This is a genomic window from Roseococcus pinisoli, assembly GCF_018413645.1.
GTDB lineage: Bacteria > Pseudomonadota > Alphaproteobacteria > Acetobacterales > Acetobacteraceae > Roseococcus > Roseococcus pinisoli.
Window position 1 is genome coordinate 110,751 of record NZ_JAHCDA010000002.1, and the last position, 18,332, is coordinate 129,082.

An 18,332-nucleotide genomic window follows, 5' to 3' on the forward strand; every position below is an offset into this window, starting at 1 on the left:
AGCTCGCAAATCCCGATGCGGCTTCGCGAAAGCTCAGGCTATCCTGCCTGCATGGAGACGATCGAAGACAGCGGACGAACCGCGCGACCCCTTCTCAGCATCAGGGGGCTGCAGAAGCATTTCCCGTTGAAGGGAGGATTGCTGGGCCGCACCCTGGCCGTCGTGCGGGCGGTGGATGGGGTGGAGTTCGACGTCCGCGATGGCGAGACGCTCGGCATCGTGGGGGAATCCGGCTGCGGCAAGTCGACGACCGCGCGGCTGCTCATGCGGCTCATGGAACCCGATGCGGGAACCATGCTCTTCGAGGGCCGCGCCGTGGAGGAGAGCGCCGGCGGCCTGACCCTGCGCGAATACCGTCGCCAGGTGCAGATGGTCTTCCAGGACAGCTACGCCTCGCTGAACCCGCGCCTGACCATCGAGGAGACGATCGCCTTCGCGCCTCGCGTCCATGGCCTTTCAGCCTCCGAGGCGATCGAGCGGGCACGCGAGCTGCTGGCGGCCGTCGGCCTCGCACCCGAGAATTTCGCGCGGCGCTATCCGCATGAGCTTTCGGGCGGGCAGAGGCAGCGCATCAACATCGCGCGCGCCCTCGCGCTGCGGCCGAAGCTGGTGATCCTGGACGAGCCGGTCTCGGCGCTCGACAAGTCGGTCGAGGCGCAGGTTCTGAACCTGCTGCTGGACCTCAAGGCCGAGTTCGGCCTGACCTATGTCTTCATCAGCCACGACCTCAACGTCGTGCAGTATATCAGCGACCGCGTGCTGGTGATGTATCTGGGCGAGGTGGTGGAGATGGGGCCCGTGGGCGCCATCTACGACCGGCCGGGCCATCCTTATACCCGCGCGCTGCTGGACAGCCGCCCCTCGATGGACCCGGCGAAGCGCCGCACCACGCCGCCGCTGACCGGCGATCCGCCGAACCCGGTGAACCCGCCCTCCGGCTGCCGTTTCCGCACGCGATGCCCCTATGCGGATGCGGTCTGCGCCGAGCGGAAGCCCATCATGGCCGATCTGGGGGACGGGCATGTCGTCGCCTGCCACATGGCTTCGGCAGGGAGCGGGCACCCCCTGGCCGGTCGGCTCTACGAGGCGCCGCTGGCGGAGATGGTCGCATGAGCGCCGTGCTGAAGCCGGACCCCGCGCCGCTGGTGCGGCTACGCGACCTCAAGGTGACCTTCGCCACGCGCGACCGCACGGTGCATGCGGTGAACGGCGTCGACCTGGATCTGGCCGCCGGCGAGGTGCTCTGCATCCTCGGCGAAAGCGGCTCGGGCAAGTCGGTGACACTGCGCGCGCTGATGAAGCTGCTGCCGAAATTCGCCCGCGTCTCGGGCGGGATCGAGGTCGCGGGCAAGGATGTGAACGCGATGAGCGAGCGGCAGCTCGCGAACTTCCGCGGGACCGACGTCGCCATGGTGTTCCAGGAGCCCATGACGGCCCTGGATCCCGTCTTCACCATCGGGCGGCAGATCGCCGAGACGGTGCAGCGGCATGAAGGCGCCTCGCGCAGCGTCGCCAATGCGCGGGCGCTGGAGCTGCTGGAGCTGGTGCAGATCCCCTCGGCCAAACGGCGCCTCGACGCCTATCCGCACGAGCTGTCCGGCGGCCTGCGCCAGCGCGCGATGATCGCGGTCGCGCTCGCCTGCCGGCCCAAGCTGCTGTTGGCGGACGAGCCGACCACGGCGCTCGACGCCACGGTGCAGATCCAGGTCCTGCTGCTGCTGCGCGAATTGCAGGAGCGGCTCGACATGGGCGTGATCTTCGTCACGCACGACCTCGGCGTCGCCGGGGAGATCGCCGATCGCGTGGCCGTGATGTATGCCGGCCGGGTGGTGGAGGAGGGGCCCGTCGCGGGCCTCATGGCCGGGCCGCTGCATCCCTATGCGCAGGGCCTGCTGGGCGCCACGGTGCATGCGGGCCTGCGCGGCCAGCGTTTGACCACCATCCCCGGCGCGCCGCCGACGCTGGAGATGGCGCCGACGGACTGCGCCTTCTCGCCGCGGTGCCCCCATGTGCGCGAGGACTGCCTGCAGCGCGTGCCGCCGCTGACCTCGCCCGTTCCGGGCCGCCAGGCACGCTGCGTGCTGGTGGGCGACGGGGCCTAGCGTTCGGTCTTTTTGGCGTCTCTGCCCGACCAGATGGCTCCATCTGATCGGGTGATGCTCCAGCGCCTCAGAAGCGGAAGGCGACCGCGATCGAGCCGTATTGCGAGTTGCCGTGCTGCGTCTCGAACTCGCGGCTGCGGATCGTGTAGGTCGCCGTCAGCCGCGCACGGCGGAACATGACCGCGACGCCGGCGCTCATATCGCCCACCAGCGGCTCGCGATCCACGCGCGGCCCGTCGCGCCAGGTATTGCCGTCGAGGAAGATGTTGCGCGCGACCGCACGACCTTCGACGCCCGCGAAGACATACCAGCCGAAACCGTCGCCCTGGGGCTGGAAGAAGGCCGAGCCCGATTGCGCGGGGCGGGTGCGCGGCGGCCCGAAATCGGCGCCCAGATTGCTGCCGAGCCGGATCATCATGCCCGCGCTGGCATAGGTGTAGACGTTGCCGAGGCTCGCCGTGAGGCTGGGAACGAAGCCGTATTGCAGGCCTTCGATGCCGGTCTCGTAGTTCCAGCGCCATTGCCGGCCGGCGATCACGTTGAAGCCGAACTCGTCCTTCAGCTGATGGCTCCAGCCCTCGGCCAGGTCGAAGCCGCGGATGCGGTGCACGCCGTTCTGGAACTGCTCGCCCAGCGCGCCGGGGCCGACGATGCCCATCTGCAGCTCGATGCTGCCGTAGGAGGTGGGCGTGTAGGAGGCCAGCGAGATGGCACCGAACAGCCAGCCCGCATAAGGGCGGTCCAGCGGGTCGGGGTTCCGGCGGGCGGTGTCCTCGGGCGTGAAGATGTTCTGGCCGAGCGACAGGCCCCAGCGCTGCGTCCCGCCCTGGGGGAAGATGAGGCTCATGCGCCCGGTGATGGCGGAAAGCCACGGCGGCGGGTCGTAGGAGGGCGAGCGCCAGTCGAACTGGAAGCCGCTGGTGTAGTTCTTGTCCGTGCCGGCGAAGAGATCGTTGTCCAGCATGAAGGAGAAAGTGCCGCGCGGATCGGGGATCTGCGGCTCGTTGCTGGGCACGCCCAACGGGGGAATGGGCGAGGTCTGGGCCGCAGCGGTGCCGCCCAGGATCAGAAGGGCGCCGAGAACGCCGTGAAAACGCGGATCGATGGCTTTCATACTCCTGGGGCCGCCGCGATGCCGCCGGAACCGAGAGATGGCCGTGGCGCGGGCATGGATCGGGTGTTCATGGTCGGGAGCTAAATGGCCGAAGGCCGCGGAGGTTGCCTCGCATGGCGCAACCCTGCCTCCCGCAAACGGCGCCTCAAGGCCTGTCGGATGACGTGGCCGCCGAACGTCCTTGGGGGGAGGGCTGGAAAGCCCCGAACCGCGTCAAGGAGGATGCGATGCGTGTGATGGTGCTGGTGAAGGCCACGTCCGACAGCGAAACGGGCCAGATGCCCTCGACCGAGCTGATGCAGGAGATGGGAAGGTTCAACGAGGCCCTGGCGGAGGCCGGCATCCTCCAGGCGGCGGAAGGGCTCCAACCCTCCTCGAAAGGCAAGCGCGTGGGCTTCGACGGGGCCCGCCGTACCGTGGCCGATGGCCCCTTTCCGGCCACGCGCGAACTGGTGGCCGGCTTCTGGATCTGGCAGGTCAAGGACATGGAGGAGGCCGTGGCCTGGGTGAAGCGATGCCCCAATCCCATGCCGGGGCCGAGCGAGATCGAGATCCGGCCGATCTTCGAGATGGCGGATTTCGGCGAGGCCCTGACGCCCGACATCATCGAGATGGAGCAGCGGACCCGGGACAAGGCGGCCGGGCGCTGACGGGATAGTCCCGGCCCGCGCTCAGTACACGTCGCGGCGGTAGCGCCCGTCCTCGGCCAGGCGTTCCAGCTCCTCCTGGCCGAGGGCCTCCAGCAGGGCCGCATGCACCCCCGCCGCCATGCCCTCGAGGCTGCCGCAGACATAAATGGCGGCGCCCTTCGCGACCCATTCGCGCAGCGTGTCGGCCGCCTCGCGCAGCCGGTCCTGAACGTAGAGGCGCCGCTCCTGGTCACGGGAGAAGGCGAGGTCCAGCCGTGCCAGGATGCCCTTGGCGGCCCATGCCTCGATCTCCCCGCGGAACAGGTAGTCCTGCGCGCGGGTGCGCTCGCCGAAGACGAGCCAGTTGTCCTTGCGCCCGCCTGCCGCCCTGGCCCGCAGATGCGCCCGCAGCCCGGCGATGCCCGTGCCGTTGCCGATCAGGATCATGGGCCTGCCGCCGTCGGGGCCATGGAAGCTTCGGTTGCTGCGGACGCGGAGCGCGATGGGGCTTCCGATCGGCGCGTATTCCGTCAGCCAGCCGGAGCCGATGCCCAGCCGCCCATCCGGATGCCGCGCCTGGCGCACCACCAGTTCCAGCCGGCCATCCGCCGGGATCGAGGCGATGGAGTATTCGCGGTGGGGCAGGGGCTTGAGCCGCTCCCGCGCCTGCTCGGGCGAGGCGCCGGCGAGCTCGGCGGGGTCGTCCGGCAGCATCCGGTCGCGCAGGGCCTCGGTGAAATAGGGCGGGAAGCGGTCGAGCGCTGCGCGGGCGTTGCGGGGGCCGATCTCCGCGATATCGCCGGCCTGCCATTCCGCGCCGCCCTCCGTGGGTTCCAGCACGAGGTGATAGGCCGGGCCGCCGGGACTACCGGGGTTGAGCAGGTGCCGCTCGACCAGCCGCCATTCGGCGAAGCGGGCCGGTGCCCAGTCGGGCGCCGCCGGGCCGCCGGTGAGCTTGCCGAGATGATACTGCCAGTGCCGCAGCGCGCCGCCGTCGCCGTCATCCACCTCGATGCGGTCGAAGAGCGGGGTGGCGCCCTGGGTCTGCAGCCAGGCATCGAGCTGGCGGCCGAAGGCGCAGTAGCGCGCATAGGAGCTGTCGCCGAGCGCGAGCAGCCCGTAGTCCAGCTTCTCCAGCGCTGCCCTTTCCCCCATCACGCGCCGCACGAAGCGGGTCGCGTGGTCCGGCGCGTCACCCTCGCCGGTGGTGCTGATGACGAAGACGGCGCGCCCCGCCTTGGCCAGGGCCGGACCATCCAGCGCCTCCAGGGGCGCGAGGCGCGCCGGCACGCCGCCTTCCTGCAGGGCCTCCGCGCTGCGGCGCGCGACCTCTTCCGCGAAGCCGGTCTGGCTCGCATAGGCGACCAGGACGGGATCGTTGCCCGTCTTGCCGCCGATGGGCGCGAGCGAGTGTTTCCGGCGCCGGCGCCACAGCACGAGGCCGCAGAAGGCGGCATAGGTCAGCAGCACCGCCGCGGCGGTCAGGTAGCGTTCGGTCTCGGGTGACAAGGCTCAGTCCAGCATGGAGGCGAAGGCGGGGGACATGTGCTCGACGAGGCGCCCTTCCTCGCGCGAGACCAGCAGCGCGCCGATGCCGTGGCGCGTGGCGAGCTCCAGCCCCGCCTGCGGGCCGAGCACGAAAAGCGCGGTAGCCCAGGCATCGGCCCGCATGCAGCTCGGATGCAGCACGGTGACGGAGGCGAGGCTGTTGGCCACCGGCCAGCCGGTCCGCGGGTCCAGCGTGTGGCCGTAGCGATGACCGTCCTGCTCGAAGAAACGCCGGTAGTCGCCCGAGGTGGCGACCGAGAGGCCGTGCAGGGCCAGAAGGAAATCCTCCTCCGTCCGCACGGCGCCGGGCACCGCCTCCAGCGCGACCCACCAGGGCGAGCCGTCCGGCTTCATGCCCTGGCCGCGCAGCTCGCCGCCGATCTCCACGAGGAAGGAGACGAGGCCGATCGAGGCCAGGTATTCGGCGACGAGGTCCACCGCATAGCCCTTGGCGATGCCGGAGAAGTCGAGGCGCGTGACGCCCTGCTGGTCGAGGCAGCCTTCCTCCAGGCGCAGCCGGCGCCAGCCCACGTCAGCGAGCGCGGCCGCGACCTCGTCGGCCTCGGGTATCGGCTTCGCGGCGGGAACGGGCCCGAAGCCCCAGAGATCGACCAGCGGCGCCATGCTGGGGTCGAAGGCGCCCCCGCTCAGCTCGGCCATCTCCAGCGCGCAGGCAAGGACGGTGGCGAATTCCGCGGGTAGGCGGTGGCGGGAGCCTGCCGGCGCCGCGTTGAAGCGGCACAGGTCCGAATGCGCCTGCCAACCGCTCATCTGCGCGATGACACGCTCCAGCCGGGCCTCGATGCCGGGACGGAGCGAGGCGGGCTCCGCCTGGCCCGCATAGCGCACCGACCAGGTCGTCCCCATGGTGGCGCCGCCGAGCGTCCGCACCTCACCCGGCCTGGGAGGTGCGAGCGGCGCCGTGAGCTCCGGAACGAGGATCCGGCTCAGGGAAGGACCTCGAGCGTCGCCACGTAGGAGGCGTTGCGCTGCACGCCCTGGATGCCTGAGCGGTCGTCGCGGACCGAGGCGCCGATCCAATGCATGCCCGGGCCGCCCCAGCGGACCTCGAAAAGCCCGTCGGCGCCGGTCGTCACCTTCTGGTCGTTCACGGCGTCGCGATAGCGGTTGCCGCCCGGGACGATCTCGACGGTCACGTTGCTCGCGGGGCGGCCATCGAGGAGCAGGCGGAAGCGCGCGGGCTCGCCGGCCACGAGGTCGTTCGGATGCGTGACGGGGACCATCTCCAGCCCCTCGTTCGAGGGCTGGAGCGCGCGGTCGTTCGGCGCGCCGCGGGTGACGAAGAACTCAACGCGCCGCACGCCGAGCGTGACGCGCAGGTTCTCGGCGTTCTGGGGCACCTCGCGGGCGAAGGCCTCGCGCGTGCCGCGCCAGCGGCGAGGCTGGCCGCCCTCGCGCCAATTGGCGGAGAGGCCGTCCCCGGTGACCGCGGCGCGGTAGGTGCCGGGCTGCGTCAGCTGGAAGTCGAAGCTGCTGCGAAAGCGGCTGCGCGACTGGTTCTGGGCGGCCACCTGGCTGCCGTCCGGCGCCGTGATGGTCAGCCCGTCCAGCGGCATCGGGAAGAACTCGAAGTAGAAGAGGTCGTTGGAGATGGCGGCGTCGACCGTCACCCAGGGGTCCTCGCCCGAGAGGACGGTGGCCGAGGGCAGCATCCAGGTGCGGTGCGCCAGCGCCTGTCCGGTGAGGGCACTGCCCAGCGGCAGCGCCAGGGCGGTGGCGAGGAGGAGGCGGCGAAGGGCGAGGCGGGTCATGATCGACGGACCTTTCTTCTTCAGGGTTGGGCGGAGACGGAGAAGGCGCCGAGCTCGGTCGAGCCCTGGGCGGCGGCGGTGTGCGGCGCGGTCGGCGGCCACTGGAAGGGCACGCGCAGCAGCTCGCGGCCGCCGACCTCGCGCGCCGCCTCGACGACCAGATTGTACTGGCCGGCCGGCAGGTTCGCGAGCGGACCGCTGTTCGCGTCGAAGCGCAGCACGTGGCGGCCGGGCGCACGCGTGGGGCCGGTCACGCCGTCGATGGGCATGCGCAGCTCGCGGCCCGTGCGGCGCCACCATTGCCGCATGTCCTTGAGCCACTTCTCGCCCTCGTTGTCGCGCAGGCGCGTGGCGTACCAGACGGCGAGGTTGGCGGCGGCCGACTGGTCCGCCCGCTCGACCCAGAGCGCCACGTAGGGGCGATGGTACTCCGCCACCGTCAGCGTCGGGATCTCGATCGTCACGTTCAGCTCGGCGGCGCCGGCGGCGGCAGGCAGCACCGCGGCGCCGATGGCGAGGGAGGGGAGGAAACGCATGGAACCTCTCAATGGATGAACAGGATGATCAGGATCACGGGGATGGCGAGGCCGAGTCCGACCATGGGCCAGGTGGCCGCGCGGTTGCCTGCATGCAGGTGCAGCAGGAACAGGCCCGTGAGGCAGAAGACGAAGCAGGCGACGGCGAAGACGTCGATGAACAGGCTCCAGGCCGCGCCGGCGTTGCGGCCCTTGTGCAGGTCGTTGAGGTAGGAGACCCAGCCGCGGGTCGTCACCTCGTGCTGCGCCTCGCCGGTGGTGCGGTCGATGGTGATCCAGCCGTCGCCGCCGGGGCGCGGCAGGCCCAGATAAATCTCGTCGGCCGACCAGTCCGCTACGCGCTCGCCGGCGGTGATGCGGAACTCCTGGGCGATCCAGTCGCGCAGCGCGGGGGGAAGGGGGGCCTTCACCTCGCCCCGGGTGGGGGGCAGCGCCTCCAGCAGCGCGGCAGGCACAGTCGCCGTCCGCGAGGTCGTGCGCGGCGAGGCCTCGATCTGGCCCGCATGGTTCAGGGTGATGCCGGTGGCGGCGAAAAGCAGCATGCCGATCAGGCAGATCGCCGAGCTGATCCAGTGCCACTGGTGCAGATGCTTCAGCCAGAAGGAGCGCCGGCCCCCTGCGAGCGGCGGCCTGATCGTACCGGACTTGGACGGGGTCATGGGGCCTCGTTGAGAATTATTCGCAAATAGACGGTCCGGTGGTGACGTGCAAATCTCGTAACGTAACAAACAGGTGAACGTTCTCGCGGGGGGTGGAAGTGACGTGCCGGTTAACCCGGTCTAGCTTCCCGGCGTTTCTGTCCCCGGGGGAAAGTGTTGCATGGCGAAGTCGTCGAAGCAGGGTAAGTCCGTCACCGAGCGTAGCGGCGGTAAGCTGCTGGCCGATGCACTGGTGGCGCAGGGTGCCACGCATGTCTTCGCCGTGCCGGGAGAGAGCTATCTCGACCTGCTGGACGGGCTCTATTCCGTCCGCAACCGCATCGAGCTCATCACCTGCCGCTTCGAGGCCGGCGCCGTCCATATGGCCGAAGCCCATGGCAAGCTGACCGGCAAGCCGGGCGTCGCCATCGTCACGCGTGGCCCCGGCGCCTGCCATGCCTCGATCGGCGTGCATGTCGCCATGCAGGACAGCACGCCGCTGATCCTTCTGGTCGGCCAGATTCCTGTCATCGAGACGGACCGCGAGACCTTCCAGGAGGTCGACTACCGCAAGATGTTCGCGCCCCTCGCCAAGTGGGTGACGCAGATCGACGATGCGGACCGCATCCCCGAGATCATGGCCCATGCCTTCGACGTGGCCGTCAGCGGCCGTCCGGGCCCGGTGGTCGTCGCCATCTCCGAGGAGATGCAGAAGGACCTCGTCTCCGTGCCCGATATCGGCCCGGCCGATGTGCTGCCGGCCCACCCCGCGCCGGACGCGATTCCCCGGATGATGGAGCTGCTCGCCAAGGCCGAGCGCCCGCTGGCCATCATCGGCGGCAGCCGCTGGACCGAGGAAGGCCGCAACGCCATCCGCGACTTCGTGGTGGCGAACGACATCCCGACCGCCGTCTCCTTCCGCCGCCAGGGTCTCTTCGACGGTACGTCCAAGCACTTCGCGGGCGACCTCGGTGTCGGCGCGGATGGCAAGCTGGTGGCCGCCGCGAAGGAGGCCGACCTTATCCTCGCCTTTGGCACCCGCATGGGCGAGCCGGTGAGCCAGGGCTACACGCTGCTGGACATGGCGGGCGCGACGCCGCTGGTGCAGGTCTATCCGGACCAGGCCGAGATCGGCCGCGTCTATCGCCCCGCACTCGGCATCACCTCGGACCTCAATGCCTTCGCCCTCGCGCTCAAGGGCGAGAAGGTGAAGAAGCCGAAGTGGGGCGCCTGGCGCAAGCAGGTCCGCGCCGCGCGCGAGGAGCAGGCCGAGGCACCGAACTACGAAGGCAAGATCAACCTCGCCAAGGCGCTGCAGGCGCTGGAGAAGGAGCTTCCGAAGGACGCGATCTTCGCGACCGACGCCGGCAACTTCGCCACCTGGCCGACCCGCTTCATGCACGTGAAGGAGGGCCAGGATTTCCTCGGCCCGACGAACGGCGCCATGGGCTACGGCGTGCCGGCGGCGATCGGCGCGGCCATCTCCTTCCCTGATCGCCAGGTGATCTGCTTCGTCGGCGACGGCGGCTTCATGATGACCGGCCAGGAGATCGCGACCGCCTTCCACCACGGCGTCGCGCCGATCATCCTCGTCTTCAACAACTCCATGTACGGCACGATCCGCATGTACCAGGAGCGCGTCTATCCCGAGCGTGTCAGCGGCACGCTGCTGACCAACCCGGACTTTTCGCTCTTCATCCAGGCCTTCGGCGGCCATGGCGAATTGGTCGAGACGACCGAGGAGCTGGTGCCGGCCTACAAGCGGGCGGTGGCGAGCGGCAAGCCGGCGATCATCGAGATCCGGACCAACCCTGAGCAGGTGACCAACCGCGCGACCATCTCCGACCTGCGCGCGCAGGGCGCGGGCGCCAAGAAGTAAGGGCGCCCGGTTTCACTCCAGGGTATGCGGGGCACGGCGAAGGGCGGTATCCTTTCGCCGTGAGAGCATCCCTGGCCTTCCTTCTCCCGCTCCTTCTCCTCGGCGCTTGCGACGAGAAGAAGGAGACCCCGGCCTCCGCGCCGGCCTCCGCCACGCAGCAATCGTCGGCCCGCGATGCCGCCACCGCGGCGCTGCGGGAAAGGCTGCGAGGCCAGGAGACGCAGCTGCGGGGCATGCAGGTCTTCTCCCAGGCGTTGGCCGATACGGTGGCCGTCTGCGGCCGCTCCAGCGGCGGGGCGGGCGATCCCTATATCCCCTTCGTCGCGGTCGTCTCCTTCCAGGGGGAGGGCGCGCGCGTCACCAACTTCACGCTCGGCGCCACGGGGCCGGAGGCCACGCGGGTCTTCCTCGAGATGGTGGATCGCTGCTTCGACGGCGGCGGGCCGTTGACGAACCGCGCCATGGCGCGCAGCTATCCGCCCTTGCCGATCACCGGCGCATCCGATCCCATCGCGGCGCCGCCGCCCGCCGTGTCGCCAGGGCCCGTGCCGGATCCCGCCGCGCAGCCGGCCGCGCCGGCGGCGCCGCCAACGCCCCTGCAGGCGGGAAGCCTGCCCGCCTCGCGCAGCACCGTCGTCACCTGGGCCCGCACCGGCGCCAACCTCCGCAGCAACCCGGTGGGGGGCGAGGTCATCGGCGTCCTTCCGCCCTCCACCACGCTGGACGTGATCGCCGAGGCACCCGGCGGCTGGTACCAGGTGGGGCGCGACGGCAACGCCATCGGCTGGATTCACTCCTCGGTCCTCGAGGCCCCTGGGCACTGAGTTCGCGTCTGGCCTGATTGACTCCCCGGCGCCTCGCTGCGAAGCCTCTTGGCGCCATTCGAGGAGCCGTCATGTCTGCCAGCCTGCAATCCACCATCGAGTCCCTCTGGGAGAAGCGCGACACGCTCTCCGCCACCACGCAGGGCGCGCCCCGCGAGGCGGTCGAGGCCGCGCTGGAGCTGCTGGACAGCGGCAAGGCCCGCGTGGCCGCGCCCGGCGCCAATGGCTGGGAGGTCAACCAGTGGCTGAAGCAGGCGGTGCTGCTCTCCTTCCGCCTCACCGATTCCGCGCCGATGGACACCTCCGCCGGCGCCTATGACAAGGTGCCGCTGAAGTGGGAAGGCTGGGGCCCGAACCGCTGGAAGGAAGCCGGCTTCCGCGCCGTGCCGGGCGCCATCGCCCGCCGCTCCGCCTATATCGCGCCGAACGTGGTGCTGATGCCGAGCTTCGTGAATCTCGGCGCCCATGTCGGCGCCAATACGATGGTCGACACCTGGGCGACCGTCGGGTCCTGCGCGCAGATCGGCAAGAACGTGCACCTCTCGGGCGGCGTGGGCATCGGCGGCGTGCTGGAGCCGCTGCAGGCCAACCCCGTCATCATCGAGGACGACTGCTTCATCGGCGCGCGTTCCGAGGTGGTCGAGGGCGTGATCGTCGAGCAGGGCTCGGTGCTCTCCATGGGCGTGTTCCTCTCGGCCACGACCAAGATCATCGACCGCAACACGGGCGAGATCTTCGTCGGCCGCGTGCCGTCCTATTCGGTCGTCGTGCCGGGCAACCTGCCGGGCAAGCCGCTGCCGGACGGCACGCCGGGCCCGAGCCTCTACTGCGCCGTGATCGTGAAGCGGGTCGATGCGCAGACGCGCGCCAAGACCTCGATCAACGACCTGCTGCGCGACTAAGCCCTTGCGCGGCAACCTGCCGGAAGAACCGGCCGACCCGATCCCGCTGGCGCAGGCGCTCATCCGCTGCCGCAGCGTGACGCCGGCCGACGGCGGCGCGCTCGCGACCATGGAGACGGCGCTTGCGCCGCTCGGCTTCCGCTGCACGCGGCTCAAGTACGGAGAGGTGGACAACCTCTTCGCCCGCCGCGGCACGGAAGGCCCGCATCTCTGCTACGCCGGGCACACGGATGTCGTGCCGCCCGGCGACGAGGCCGCCTGGAAGGACAACCCCTTCGCGGCGGTCATCAAGGACGGCGTGCTCTACGGCCGCGGCGCCTGCGACATGAAGGGTGGCATCGCCGCCTTCGTGGCGGGGCTGTCCGACTTCATCGCCGCCAATCCGGACCATCGCGGCTCCATCTCGCTGCTCATCACGGGCGATGAGGAGGGACCGAGCGTGGACGGCACGCGCCGCGTCCTGGAATGGATGGCGGAGAACGGCCACACGCCCGACATGTGCGTCGTCGGCGAGCCCACTTCGAAGAAGCAGCTCGGCGACACGATCAAGGTCGGCCGCCGCGGCAGCATGAATGCCTTCCTCACGGTGAAGGGGCGGCAGGGCCACAGCGCCTATCCGCAGCTGGCCGACAATCCCGTGCACCGGCTGATCCGCGTGCTGAACGCGCTGACTTCTGAGCCGCTGGACCAGGGCTCGCAATTCTTCGAGGCCTCGACGCTGCAGGTCACCGGCATCCAGGTGGACAACACCGCCACCAACGTGATCCCGGCCGAGGCCAAGGCCTTCCTGAACATCCGCTTCAACGACCACCATCATTCCAGCGCGCTCACGGACCGTATCCGCGCCGTGCTGGCCGAGCATGCGCCGGAGCACGAGCTCCGGGTCACGGTGTCCGGCGAGAGCTTCCTCACCCAGCCCGGCCCCTTCGTCGAAGCGTTGCAGCGCGCCGTCCGGCGCGGCACGGGGCTGGAAGCGAAGCTCGACACCGGCGGCGGCACCTCCGATGCGCGCTTCATCACGCATTACTGCCCGGTGGCGGAGCTCGGCGCGGTGGGCGCCACGCTGCACCAGCGCGACGAATCCGCGCCGGTCGCGGAATTGCGGACCCTGGCGGGGCTGTACCGGATCGTGATCGAGGAGTGTCTGAGCTGAATCCGCCCAGCGTCGCCAACGGTCTCGCCGCGGCGCTTCTTCTCGCCCGGGGCCGGGAGGTCGGCCTGGCGCTGGTGCCCTCCGGCATGGAGGGCGCCCGCCATTCCTTCTTGGCGGCGCTGATCTGCCTGCCCGTGCTGCTGATCATCCGCCTCTACGGGTGGTCGACGCAGGCCGTGCCGCCGAATGGCGAGGCCGTGGCCCTGGCCGCCGAGCTGGTGGGCTACAGCCTGGGCTGGGTCGGCTTCGCGCTGGCCTCGCTGATGCTGGCGCAGCGCGCGCAGCGCGGTGCCGACTGGCCACGCTTCATCGCCGCCTGGAACTGGACGAGCCTCGTCCAATACGCGCTGCTGCTGGTGCTCCTGGTGCCGAGCCTGCTGGGTCTTCCCACCTGGGTGTCGAACGCGCTCGGCCTCGTCGCGGTCGGCTATGCGATCTGGCTGGAATGGTTCGTGACGCGCGTGGCGCTGAACCTGCCCGGCCCGGTGGCGGCCCTCTTCGTCATCATGGACCTGGCCATCGGCCTTTTCGTGGGCGGGCTGACCGACAAGATCTCCGGCCTCTAGCGCCTTATCAAGCTAGGCGCGCCAGTCGATCGGCTCGGGGAAGTCCACGCGGAGGAAGCAGAGGCCCTGCGGCGGCGCGGTCTGCCCGGCCAGCTGCCGGTCCCGCCCATCTAGCACCTCGCGCGGCCAGCCGATGGGTTGCCGCCCCAGCCCCACCTCGTAGAGCGTGCCCACGAAATTCCGCACCTGGTGGTGAAGGAAGCTCCGCGCGCTGGCGAGGAGGTGAATCTCCTCGCCCTGGCGCAGGACGTCCAGCCGGTCGAGCGTGCGCAGCGGCGAATCCGCCTGGCAGGAGGCCGCGCGATAGGCGGAGAAGTCGTGCCGGCCCAGCAGAAGCTGCGCCGCGGCGTGCATCGCCTCGTGATCGACCGGCAGGGGGACGTGCCAGACGCGCCCCTCCTCCAGCGCCGGCTTCGCCCGCCGCGCGAGGATCCGGTACCGGTAGTGCCGCCTGAGCGCGGAGAAGCGCGGTGACCATCCCTCCCGCGCCAGGGCGGCGGCGCGGATGGCGATGCGGTGCGGACGGGTATGGAAGTCGAGCGCGGCGCGAAGGCGCTCCGGCGGCAAGTCGGCCGAGAGCGTCATCAGAACGACCTGGCCCTCGGCGTGGACGCCGGAATCCGTGCGGCCCGAGGCGGTGGCGAGCGGAACCACCCCGCCGTTCAAGCGGGACGCGGCCTCCTCCAGCGCCTGCTGGACGGACGGGCCCGCGGCCTGGCGCTGCCATCCGTAGAAGGCCGCGCCATCGTATTCGACGAGGAGGGCATAGCTCGGCATCAGCCGAGCCCCGCCGCGCGACGGGATGAATCGCGGCCCGGCATCAGCCGAGCCGCGTGCCGGCCGGCAGGGAATAGCCGCGCAGCAGGGCTTCGGCCTCCATCGCGCCACGGCCCGGGCGCTGCAGCCGGGTGAGGCGCAGCGCGCCCTCGCCGCAGGCGACGGTCAAAGGCGGGCCGGCAAGCACCTCGCCCGGTTGGCCCGAGCCAGGAGCGGGCTCGGCGGCCAGGACCCGGAGCATCTCGCCCTTGTGAGGGAAATAGGCACCGGGCCAGGGGTTCATCGCCCGCACCCGCGCGTCCAGCGCCGCGGCCGGCTGCGTCCAGTCCAGCAGCCCGTCGGCCTTGGTGAGCTTGGCCGCATAGGTCACGCCCTCCTCGGGCTGCGGCACGGCCGGCGGGTTCTCGTCCAGGGCGCGCAGGATGAGCCCGGCGCCCATGGCAGCGAGGGCATCGTGCAGCTCGGGCGTGGTGCTGCGCGGGCCGAGGGCGACGCGGCCCTCCAGTAGCATCGGGCCCGTGTCGAGGCCTTCCTCCATCCGCATGATGGTCACGCCGCTTTCGGCATCCCCGTGCAGGATGGCCGCATGGATCGGCGCCGCGCCGCGCCAGCGCGGCAGCAGGGAGGCATGGATGTTCAGGCAGCCACGCCGGGGCGCGTCCAGCATGGGCTTCGGCAGGATCAGTCCATAGGCCGCGACCACCGCGACATCGAGATCCAGCGCGGCGAAGGCCTCGTGCTCGGCCGTGTCGCGCTTCACGCGGGCGGGGGTCCGCACCTCGAGCCCCAGGGCAAGGGCCGCGCGATGGACGGGGCAGGGCGTCTCCTGCTGGCCGCGGCCGGCCGGCTTGGGCGGCTGGGTATAGACGGCGCGGATGTCGTGCCCGGCCGCGTGCAGCGCATGCAGGGCCGGCACGGAGAAATCCGGACTCCCCATGAAGGCGAGGCGGAGCTTGCCGCCGCCGCTCACGCGCCGCTTCCCGCCAGGAGGTGGGCGCTACTCATCGCGGGTCCTGGACTTGAGGTCCTTGGCCAGCTTGCGCAGCATCATGTTGCGCTTCAGCGCGGAGAGATGATCGACGAAGAGCACGCCGTTCAGGTGGTCGATCTCGTGCTGCAGGCAGACGCCGAGCAGGCCGTCCGCCTCCATTTCCCGCTTGGTGCCGTCCAGCTCCAGCCAGCGCAGCTTGATCCGCTCGGGACGCTCGACATCGGCGAACTGGCCGGGGAGGGAAAGGCAGCCTTCCTCCCGCACGGCCATTTCCTTCGTCATGGCGGTGATCTCGGGGTTCACGAGCACCATGGGGGCCGGCGGCTCCTCCTTGCCGGCGACGTCGACCACGATCAGCCGGAGGTTGGAGCCGATCTGCGGCGCGGCCAGCCCGATGCCGGGGGCGGCGTACATCGTCGCCAGCATGCGCGGCGCCAGCGCCCGCACGGCGTCGTCGTCGCCGGAGCCGACGGGACGGGCCTTCTGGCGCAGCCGCGCGTCGGGAACCAGCAGGATCGGGAGTTTTTCGTCGCTCATGATCCCGGGGAGGTAGCGCCGCCACTCCAGGCTTGCAACGGCGCGACGCCCGGGCCAAGTCTAACGCGTCCGGGACGCCGCCTATTCAGGGGAGCCCCGGCATCCTCGCTCATGCAGGAGGCTCAATGTCGCGTTCCTCGGTGTTCGGTTCGCCGCTGTTTCTCGGTTTCGACCATCTCGAGCAGATGCTCGATCGCGTACAGAAGAATGCCGACGGCTACCCGCCCTATAATATCGAACAGACGGGCGAGGTGCGGCTGCGCATCACGCTGGCCGTCGCCGGCTTCTCGATGGACGACCTGGCCATCACGCAGGAGGACAACCAGCTTGTCATCCGCGGCCGCCAGCGCGACGACACGGAGGGCCGGATCTTCATCCATCGCGGCATCGCCGCCCGGCAGTTCCAGCGCGCCTTCGTCCTGGCCGAGGGCATCGAGGTGGAGGGTGCCTTCCTCGACAACGGCCTGCTGCATATCGACCTCCAGCGGCCGATGCCCGAGGTGAAGGTCCGCGCCATCCCCATCAGCCGCCAGGGTGCGGCGGCGGGCCGGCCCGTGGTGCGCCAGCGCGTGCGCGACGAAGAGGCCTGATCGCCCGCCATCCGGTAGGCTGACCTGGCATGCTCTGGTACCTTCGACGCAAAGTCGTCGAAGGGGACGGAAATGAGCATTCGCACTATCGGCTTCGCCATGGCGGCGGCCCTGCTGCCCATGGCGGCCTCCGCCCAGGGGGCCGCGCTGGCCGCGGACCAGGAGCGCACGCTCTCGATCGGCGCCGGCGCGCCGGTCACCACCACCGATCCGCATTTCCACAATGTCGGCCCGAACAACGCGCTGACCATGCATATCTACGACCGCCTGGTGGAGCGCGATGGCCGCGCCCGCCCGCGGCCGAGCCTCGCCACCAGCTGGCGCCCCATCACCGACACCGAATGGGAGTTCAAGCTGCGCGAGGGCGTGACCTGGCATGACGGCCAGCCCTTCACCGCCGACGACGTGGCCTTCACCTTCGCCCGCGTGCCCAACGTGCCCAATAGCCCGGGCGGCTTCGGCGGCTTCCTGCGCGCGATCACGCGCGTCGAGGTGAAAGATGCGCACACGCTGCACATCCACACGGCGCGCCCCCATCCGCTGCTGCCGCTCGACCTCGCCTCGGTTTCCATCATCTCGCGCCATGTGGGCGAGGGGGCTGCGACGGAGGACTACAATTCCGGCCGCGCCGCCATCGGCACCGGCCCCTACCGCCAGATCTCCTACCGGGCCGGCGACCGGGTCGAGCTGCAGCGCTACGACGCCTATTTCGGCGGGGCCGAGCCCTGGGCGCGCGTCAACTACCGGATGCTGCTGAACGATGCCGGCCGCACCGCGGCGCTGCTGGCCGGCGACGTCGACATGATCGAGCAGATCCCGACCAGCGACCTTGCGCGCCTGCGCCGCGAGCCGCGGGTTACGGTCAGCGAGATCGCGAGCCTGCGCACCGTCTACATGGCGCCCGACTTCTCGCGCGACGGCGGCACGCCGCTCGTCACCGACAATGCCGGCACGCCGCTGCCCGTGAACCCCTTCAAGGACGTCCGCGTGCGCCGCGCGCTCTCCATGGCGATCAACCGCGATGCCCTGGTGGAGCGCGTGATGGAGGGCGCCGGTATCGCGTCGGCGCAATGGCTGCCCGAAGGCGCCTTCGGCTACAACCCGGCCGTCCGGCCGCTGCCCTTCGACGCGGACGGCGCGCGTCGGCTGCTGGCCGAGGCGGGCTATCCGCAGGGCTTCCGCCTCACGGTCAACACGCCCAATGACCGCTGGCCCAACGATGCCCGCCTGACCCAGGCGGTCGCGCAGATGTGGACCCGCATCGGCGTGCGGGTGAATGTCGAGGCCTCGCCCTGGACAGCCTTCGTGCCGCGCCGTGCCCGGGTGGAATACGCCATGCAGATCGGCGCCTGGGGCAGCTCGACGGGCGAGGCCTCCAACTACCTCGCCAATGTCATCGCCACGAACAACCGGGAGCGCCTGACCGGGGCCAACAACAACGCCCGCTTCTCCAGCCCCGAATTCGACCAGGCCATCGCCAGCGCCTCCTCCACCATGGACGACGCGGCGCGCGAGGCCGCGTGGCACGCGCTCGCCGTGCGCTATGCGGAGGAGGTGCCGATGATCCAGCTGCTGCAGCTCACCAATACCTGGGCGCTGCGGCGGGGGCTGCGCTACGAGCCGCGGATGGACGAGCGCACCGTGGCCATGGGGATTCGACCCGAATAGTAACGACCGGGGTTTCCCGGGGCCGCGGCAAGATGTCTTCGGCCGCATATTTCCCGGAGTTGAAAGAGCGAGGCGCCGCAAGACTGCAACTGGCGCCTCCTCGCCG

General features: G+C 70.5%; 19 protein-coding genes. 10 read left to right on the plus strand and 9 right to left on the minus strand.

Annotated elements, in window-relative coordinates; genetic code table 11:
- Window positions 1-51 precede the first annotated feature (51 nt).
- Window positions 52-1,113, plus strand: coding sequence for an ABC transporter ATP-binding protein (locus tag KHU32_RS09205; protein ID WP_213669805.1), 1,062 nt, complete (start codon window positions 52-54; stop codon window positions 1,111-1,113).
- Window positions 1,110-2,102: an ABC transporter ATP-binding protein gene (locus tag KHU32_RS09210; protein ID WP_213669806.1), complete on the plus strand. Its 993-nt coding sequence runs from the start codon at window positions 1,110-1,112 to the stop codon at window positions 2,100-2,102. Before KHU32_RS09205 ends, KHU32_RS09210 begins: the two co-directional genes overlap by 4 nt.
- Window positions 2,103-2,169: 67 nt before the next feature.
- On the opposite strand, the gene KHU32_RS09215 is transcribed toward KHU32_RS09210, so the two are convergent.
- The gene (locus tag KHU32_RS09215) at window positions 2,170-3,216 is read right to left on the minus strand and encodes a lipid A deacylase LpxR family protein (RefSeq protein WP_213669807.1); all 1,047 of its coding nucleotides are present in this window, start codon (window positions 3,214-3,216) and stop codon (window positions 2,170-2,172) included.
- Between the two features lie 227 nt (window positions 3,217-3,443).
- Here KHU32_RS09215 and KHU32_RS09220 point away from each other — a divergent pair, with 227 nt between their 5' ends.
- On the plus strand, window positions 3,444-3,866 hold the full coding sequence (locus tag KHU32_RS09220; protein ID WP_213669808.1) for a YciI family protein: 423 nt from the start codon (window positions 3,444-3,446) through the stop codon (window positions 3,864-3,866).
- Window positions 3,867-3,887: 21 nt separating this feature from the next.
- Here the strand turns inward: KHU32_RS09220 and KHU32_RS09225 are convergent, their stop codons facing one another.
- The 5 genes from KHU32_RS09225 to KHU32_RS09245 are packed head-to-tail and all read right to left on the minus strand — an operon-like array spanning window position 3,888 to window position 8,360.
- Window positions 3,888-5,354 (minus strand): sulfite reductase subunit alpha, encoded by a 1,467-nt coding sequence (locus tag KHU32_RS09225; protein WP_213669809.1) that lies wholly within the window; start codon window positions 5,352-5,354, stop codon window positions 3,888-3,890.
- A gap of 3 nt (window positions 5,355-5,357) precedes the next feature.
- Window positions 5,358-6,284, minus strand: a complete 927-nt coding sequence (locus KHU32_RS09230; protein WP_213669810.1) for an FAD:protein FMN transferase — start codon at window positions 6,282-6,284, stop codon at window positions 5,358-5,360.
- A gap of 56 nt (window positions 6,285-6,340) precedes the next feature.
- Entirely contained in the window at window positions 6,341-7,165 is an 825-nt protein-coding gene (locus KHU32_RS09235; protein ID WP_213669811.1) for a DUF4198 domain-containing protein, read from the minus strand.
- A gap of 20 nt (window positions 7,166-7,185) precedes the next feature.
- Entirely contained in the window at window positions 7,186-7,701 is a 516-nt protein-coding gene (locus tag KHU32_RS09240) for a DUF2271 domain-containing protein (RefSeq protein ID WP_213669812.1), read from the minus strand.
- An 8-nt stretch (window positions 7,702-7,709) separates the two neighbouring features.
- Window positions 7,710-8,360 carry a PepSY-associated TM helix domain-containing protein gene (locus KHU32_RS09245; protein WP_213669813.1) on the minus strand — a complete coding sequence of 217 codons (651 nt, stop codon included), beginning with the start codon at window positions 8,358-8,360 and terminating at the stop codon, window positions 7,710-7,712.
- Window positions 8,361-8,520: 160 nt separating this feature from the next.
- Between KHU32_RS09245 and KHU32_RS09250 the strand changes: the two genes are divergently transcribed.
- The 5 genes from KHU32_RS09250 (at window position 8,521) to KHU32_RS09270 (ending at window position 13,663) form a co-directional block, all read left to right on the plus strand.
- Window positions 8,521-10,218: a thiamine pyrophosphate-dependent enzyme gene (locus KHU32_RS09250; protein ID WP_213669814.1), complete on the plus strand. Its 1,698-nt coding sequence runs from the start codon at window positions 8,521-8,523 to the stop codon at window positions 10,216-10,218.
- Window positions 10,219-10,277: 59 nt separating this feature from the next.
- Complete coding sequence (locus KHU32_RS23440) at window positions 10,278-11,042, plus strand: SH3 domain-containing protein (RefSeq protein WP_213669815.1); 765 nt, start codon at window positions 10,278-10,280, stop codon at window positions 11,040-11,042.
- 71 nt (window positions 11,043-11,113) lie between these two features.
- The gene (gene dapD, locus KHU32_RS09260) at window positions 11,114-11,944 is read left to right on the plus strand and encodes a 2,3,4,5-tetrahydropyridine-2,6-dicarboxylate N-succinyltransferase (RefSeq protein WP_213669816.1); all 831 of its coding nucleotides are present in this window, start codon (window positions 11,114-11,116) and stop codon (window positions 11,942-11,944) included.
- Window positions 11,945-11,948: 4 nt separating this feature from the next.
- The gene (dapE, locus tag KHU32_RS09265; protein WP_249680925.1) at window positions 11,949-13,097 is read left to right on the plus strand and encodes a succinyl-diaminopimelate desuccinylase; all 1,149 of its coding nucleotides are present in this window, start codon (window positions 11,949-11,951) and stop codon (window positions 13,095-13,097) included.
- Window positions 13,085-13,663 carry a hypothetical protein gene (locus KHU32_RS09270; RefSeq protein WP_213669818.1) on the plus strand — a complete coding sequence of 193 codons (579 nt, stop codon included), beginning with the start codon at window positions 13,085-13,087 and terminating at the stop codon, window positions 13,661-13,663. The genes dapE and KHU32_RS09270 overlap by 13 nt, the downstream gene beginning before the upstream one ends.
- A 12-nt stretch (window positions 13,664-13,675) precedes the next feature.
- On the opposite strand, the gene truA is transcribed toward KHU32_RS09270, so the two are convergent.
- The 3 genes from truA to def are packed head-to-tail and all read right to left on the minus strand — an operon-like array spanning window position 13,676 to window position 15,968.
- Window positions 13,676-14,440 (minus strand): tRNA pseudouridine(38-40) synthase TruA, encoded by a 765-nt coding sequence (gene truA / locus KHU32_RS09275; protein ID WP_213669819.1) that lies wholly within the window; start codon window positions 14,438-14,440, stop codon window positions 13,676-13,678.
- 43 nt (window positions 14,441-14,483) lie between these two features.
- On the minus strand, window positions 14,484-15,377 hold the full coding sequence (fmt, locus tag KHU32_RS09280; protein WP_213670860.1) for a methionyl-tRNA formyltransferase: 894 nt from the start codon (window positions 15,375-15,377) through the stop codon (window positions 14,484-14,486).
- Between the two features lie 60 nt (window positions 15,378-15,437).
- The gene (def, locus tag KHU32_RS09285; RefSeq protein ID WP_213669820.1) at window positions 15,438-15,968 is read right to left on the minus strand and encodes a peptide deformylase; all 531 of its coding nucleotides are present in this window, start codon (window positions 15,966-15,968) and stop codon (window positions 15,438-15,440) included.
- Window positions 15,969-16,093: 125 nt separating this feature from the next.
- On the opposite strand from def, the gene KHU32_RS09290 reads away from it, so the two are divergent.
- Both KHU32_RS09290 and KHU32_RS09295 read left to right on the plus strand, forming a co-directional pair.
- Window positions 16,094-16,558 (plus strand): Hsp20 family protein, encoded by a 465-nt coding sequence (locus tag KHU32_RS09290; RefSeq protein WP_213669821.1) that lies wholly within the window; start codon window positions 16,094-16,096, stop codon window positions 16,556-16,558.
- Between the two features lie 72 nt (window positions 16,559-16,630).
- Window positions 16,631-18,226, plus strand: coding sequence for an ABC transporter substrate-binding protein (locus tag KHU32_RS09295; RefSeq protein WP_249680927.1), 1,596 nt, complete (start codon window positions 16,631-16,633; stop codon window positions 18,224-18,226).
- Window positions 18,227-18,332: the final 106 nt, after the last annotated feature.

Coding starts and splice junctions, on each gene's coding strand:
- KHU32_RS09205 (WP_213669805.1), top strand. CDS start 52: ATGGAGACGATCGAAGACAGCGGACGAACCGCGCGACCCCTTCTCAGC.
- KHU32_RS09210 (WP_213669806.1), top strand. CDS start 1,110: ATGAGCGCCGTGCTGAAGCCGGACCCCGCGCCGCTGGTGCGGCTACGC.
- KHU32_RS09215 (WP_213669807.1), bottom strand. CDS start 3,216: ATGAAAGCCATCGATCCGCGTTTTCACGGCGTTCTCGGCGCCCTTCTG.
- KHU32_RS09220 (WP_213669808.1), top strand. CDS start 3,444: ATGCGTGTGATGGTGCTGGTGAAGGCCACGTCCGACAGCGAAACGGGC.
- KHU32_RS09235 (WP_213669811.1), bottom strand. CDS start 7,165: ATGACCCGCCTCGCCCTTCGCCGCCTCCTCCTCGCCACCGCCCTGGCG.
- KHU32_RS09240 (WP_213669812.1), bottom strand. CDS start 7,701: ATGCGTTTCCTCCCCTCCCTCGCCATCGGCGCCGCGGTGCTGCCTGCC.
- KHU32_RS09245 (WP_213669813.1), bottom strand. CDS start 8,360: ATGACCCCGTCCAAGTCCGGTACGATCAGGCCGCCGCTCGCAGGGGGC.
- KHU32_RS09250 (WP_213669814.1), top strand. CDS start 8,521: ATGGCGAAGTCGTCGAAGCAGGGTAAGTCCGTCACCGAGCGTAGCGGC.
- dapD (WP_213669816.1), top strand. CDS start 11,114: ATGTCTGCCAGCCTGCAATCCACCATCGAGTCCCTCTGGGAGAAGCGC.
- truA (WP_213669819.1), bottom strand. CDS start 14,440: ATGCCGAGCTATGCCCTCCTCGTCGAATACGATGGCGCGGCCTTCTAC.
- fmt (WP_213670860.1), bottom strand. CDS start 15,377: ATGGGGAGTCCGGATTTCTCCGTGCCGGCCCTGCATGCGCTGCACGCG.
- def (WP_213669820.1), bottom strand. CDS start 15,968: ATGAGCGACGAAAAACTCCCGATCCTGCTGGTTCCCGACGCGCGGCTG.
- KHU32_RS09290 (WP_213669821.1), top strand. CDS start 16,094: ATGTCGCGTTCCTCGGTGTTCGGTTCGCCGCTGTTTCTCGGTTTCGAC.
- KHU32_RS09295 (WP_249680927.1), top strand. CDS start 16,631: ATGAGCATTCGCACTATCGGCTTCGCCATGGCGGCGGCCCTGCTGCCC.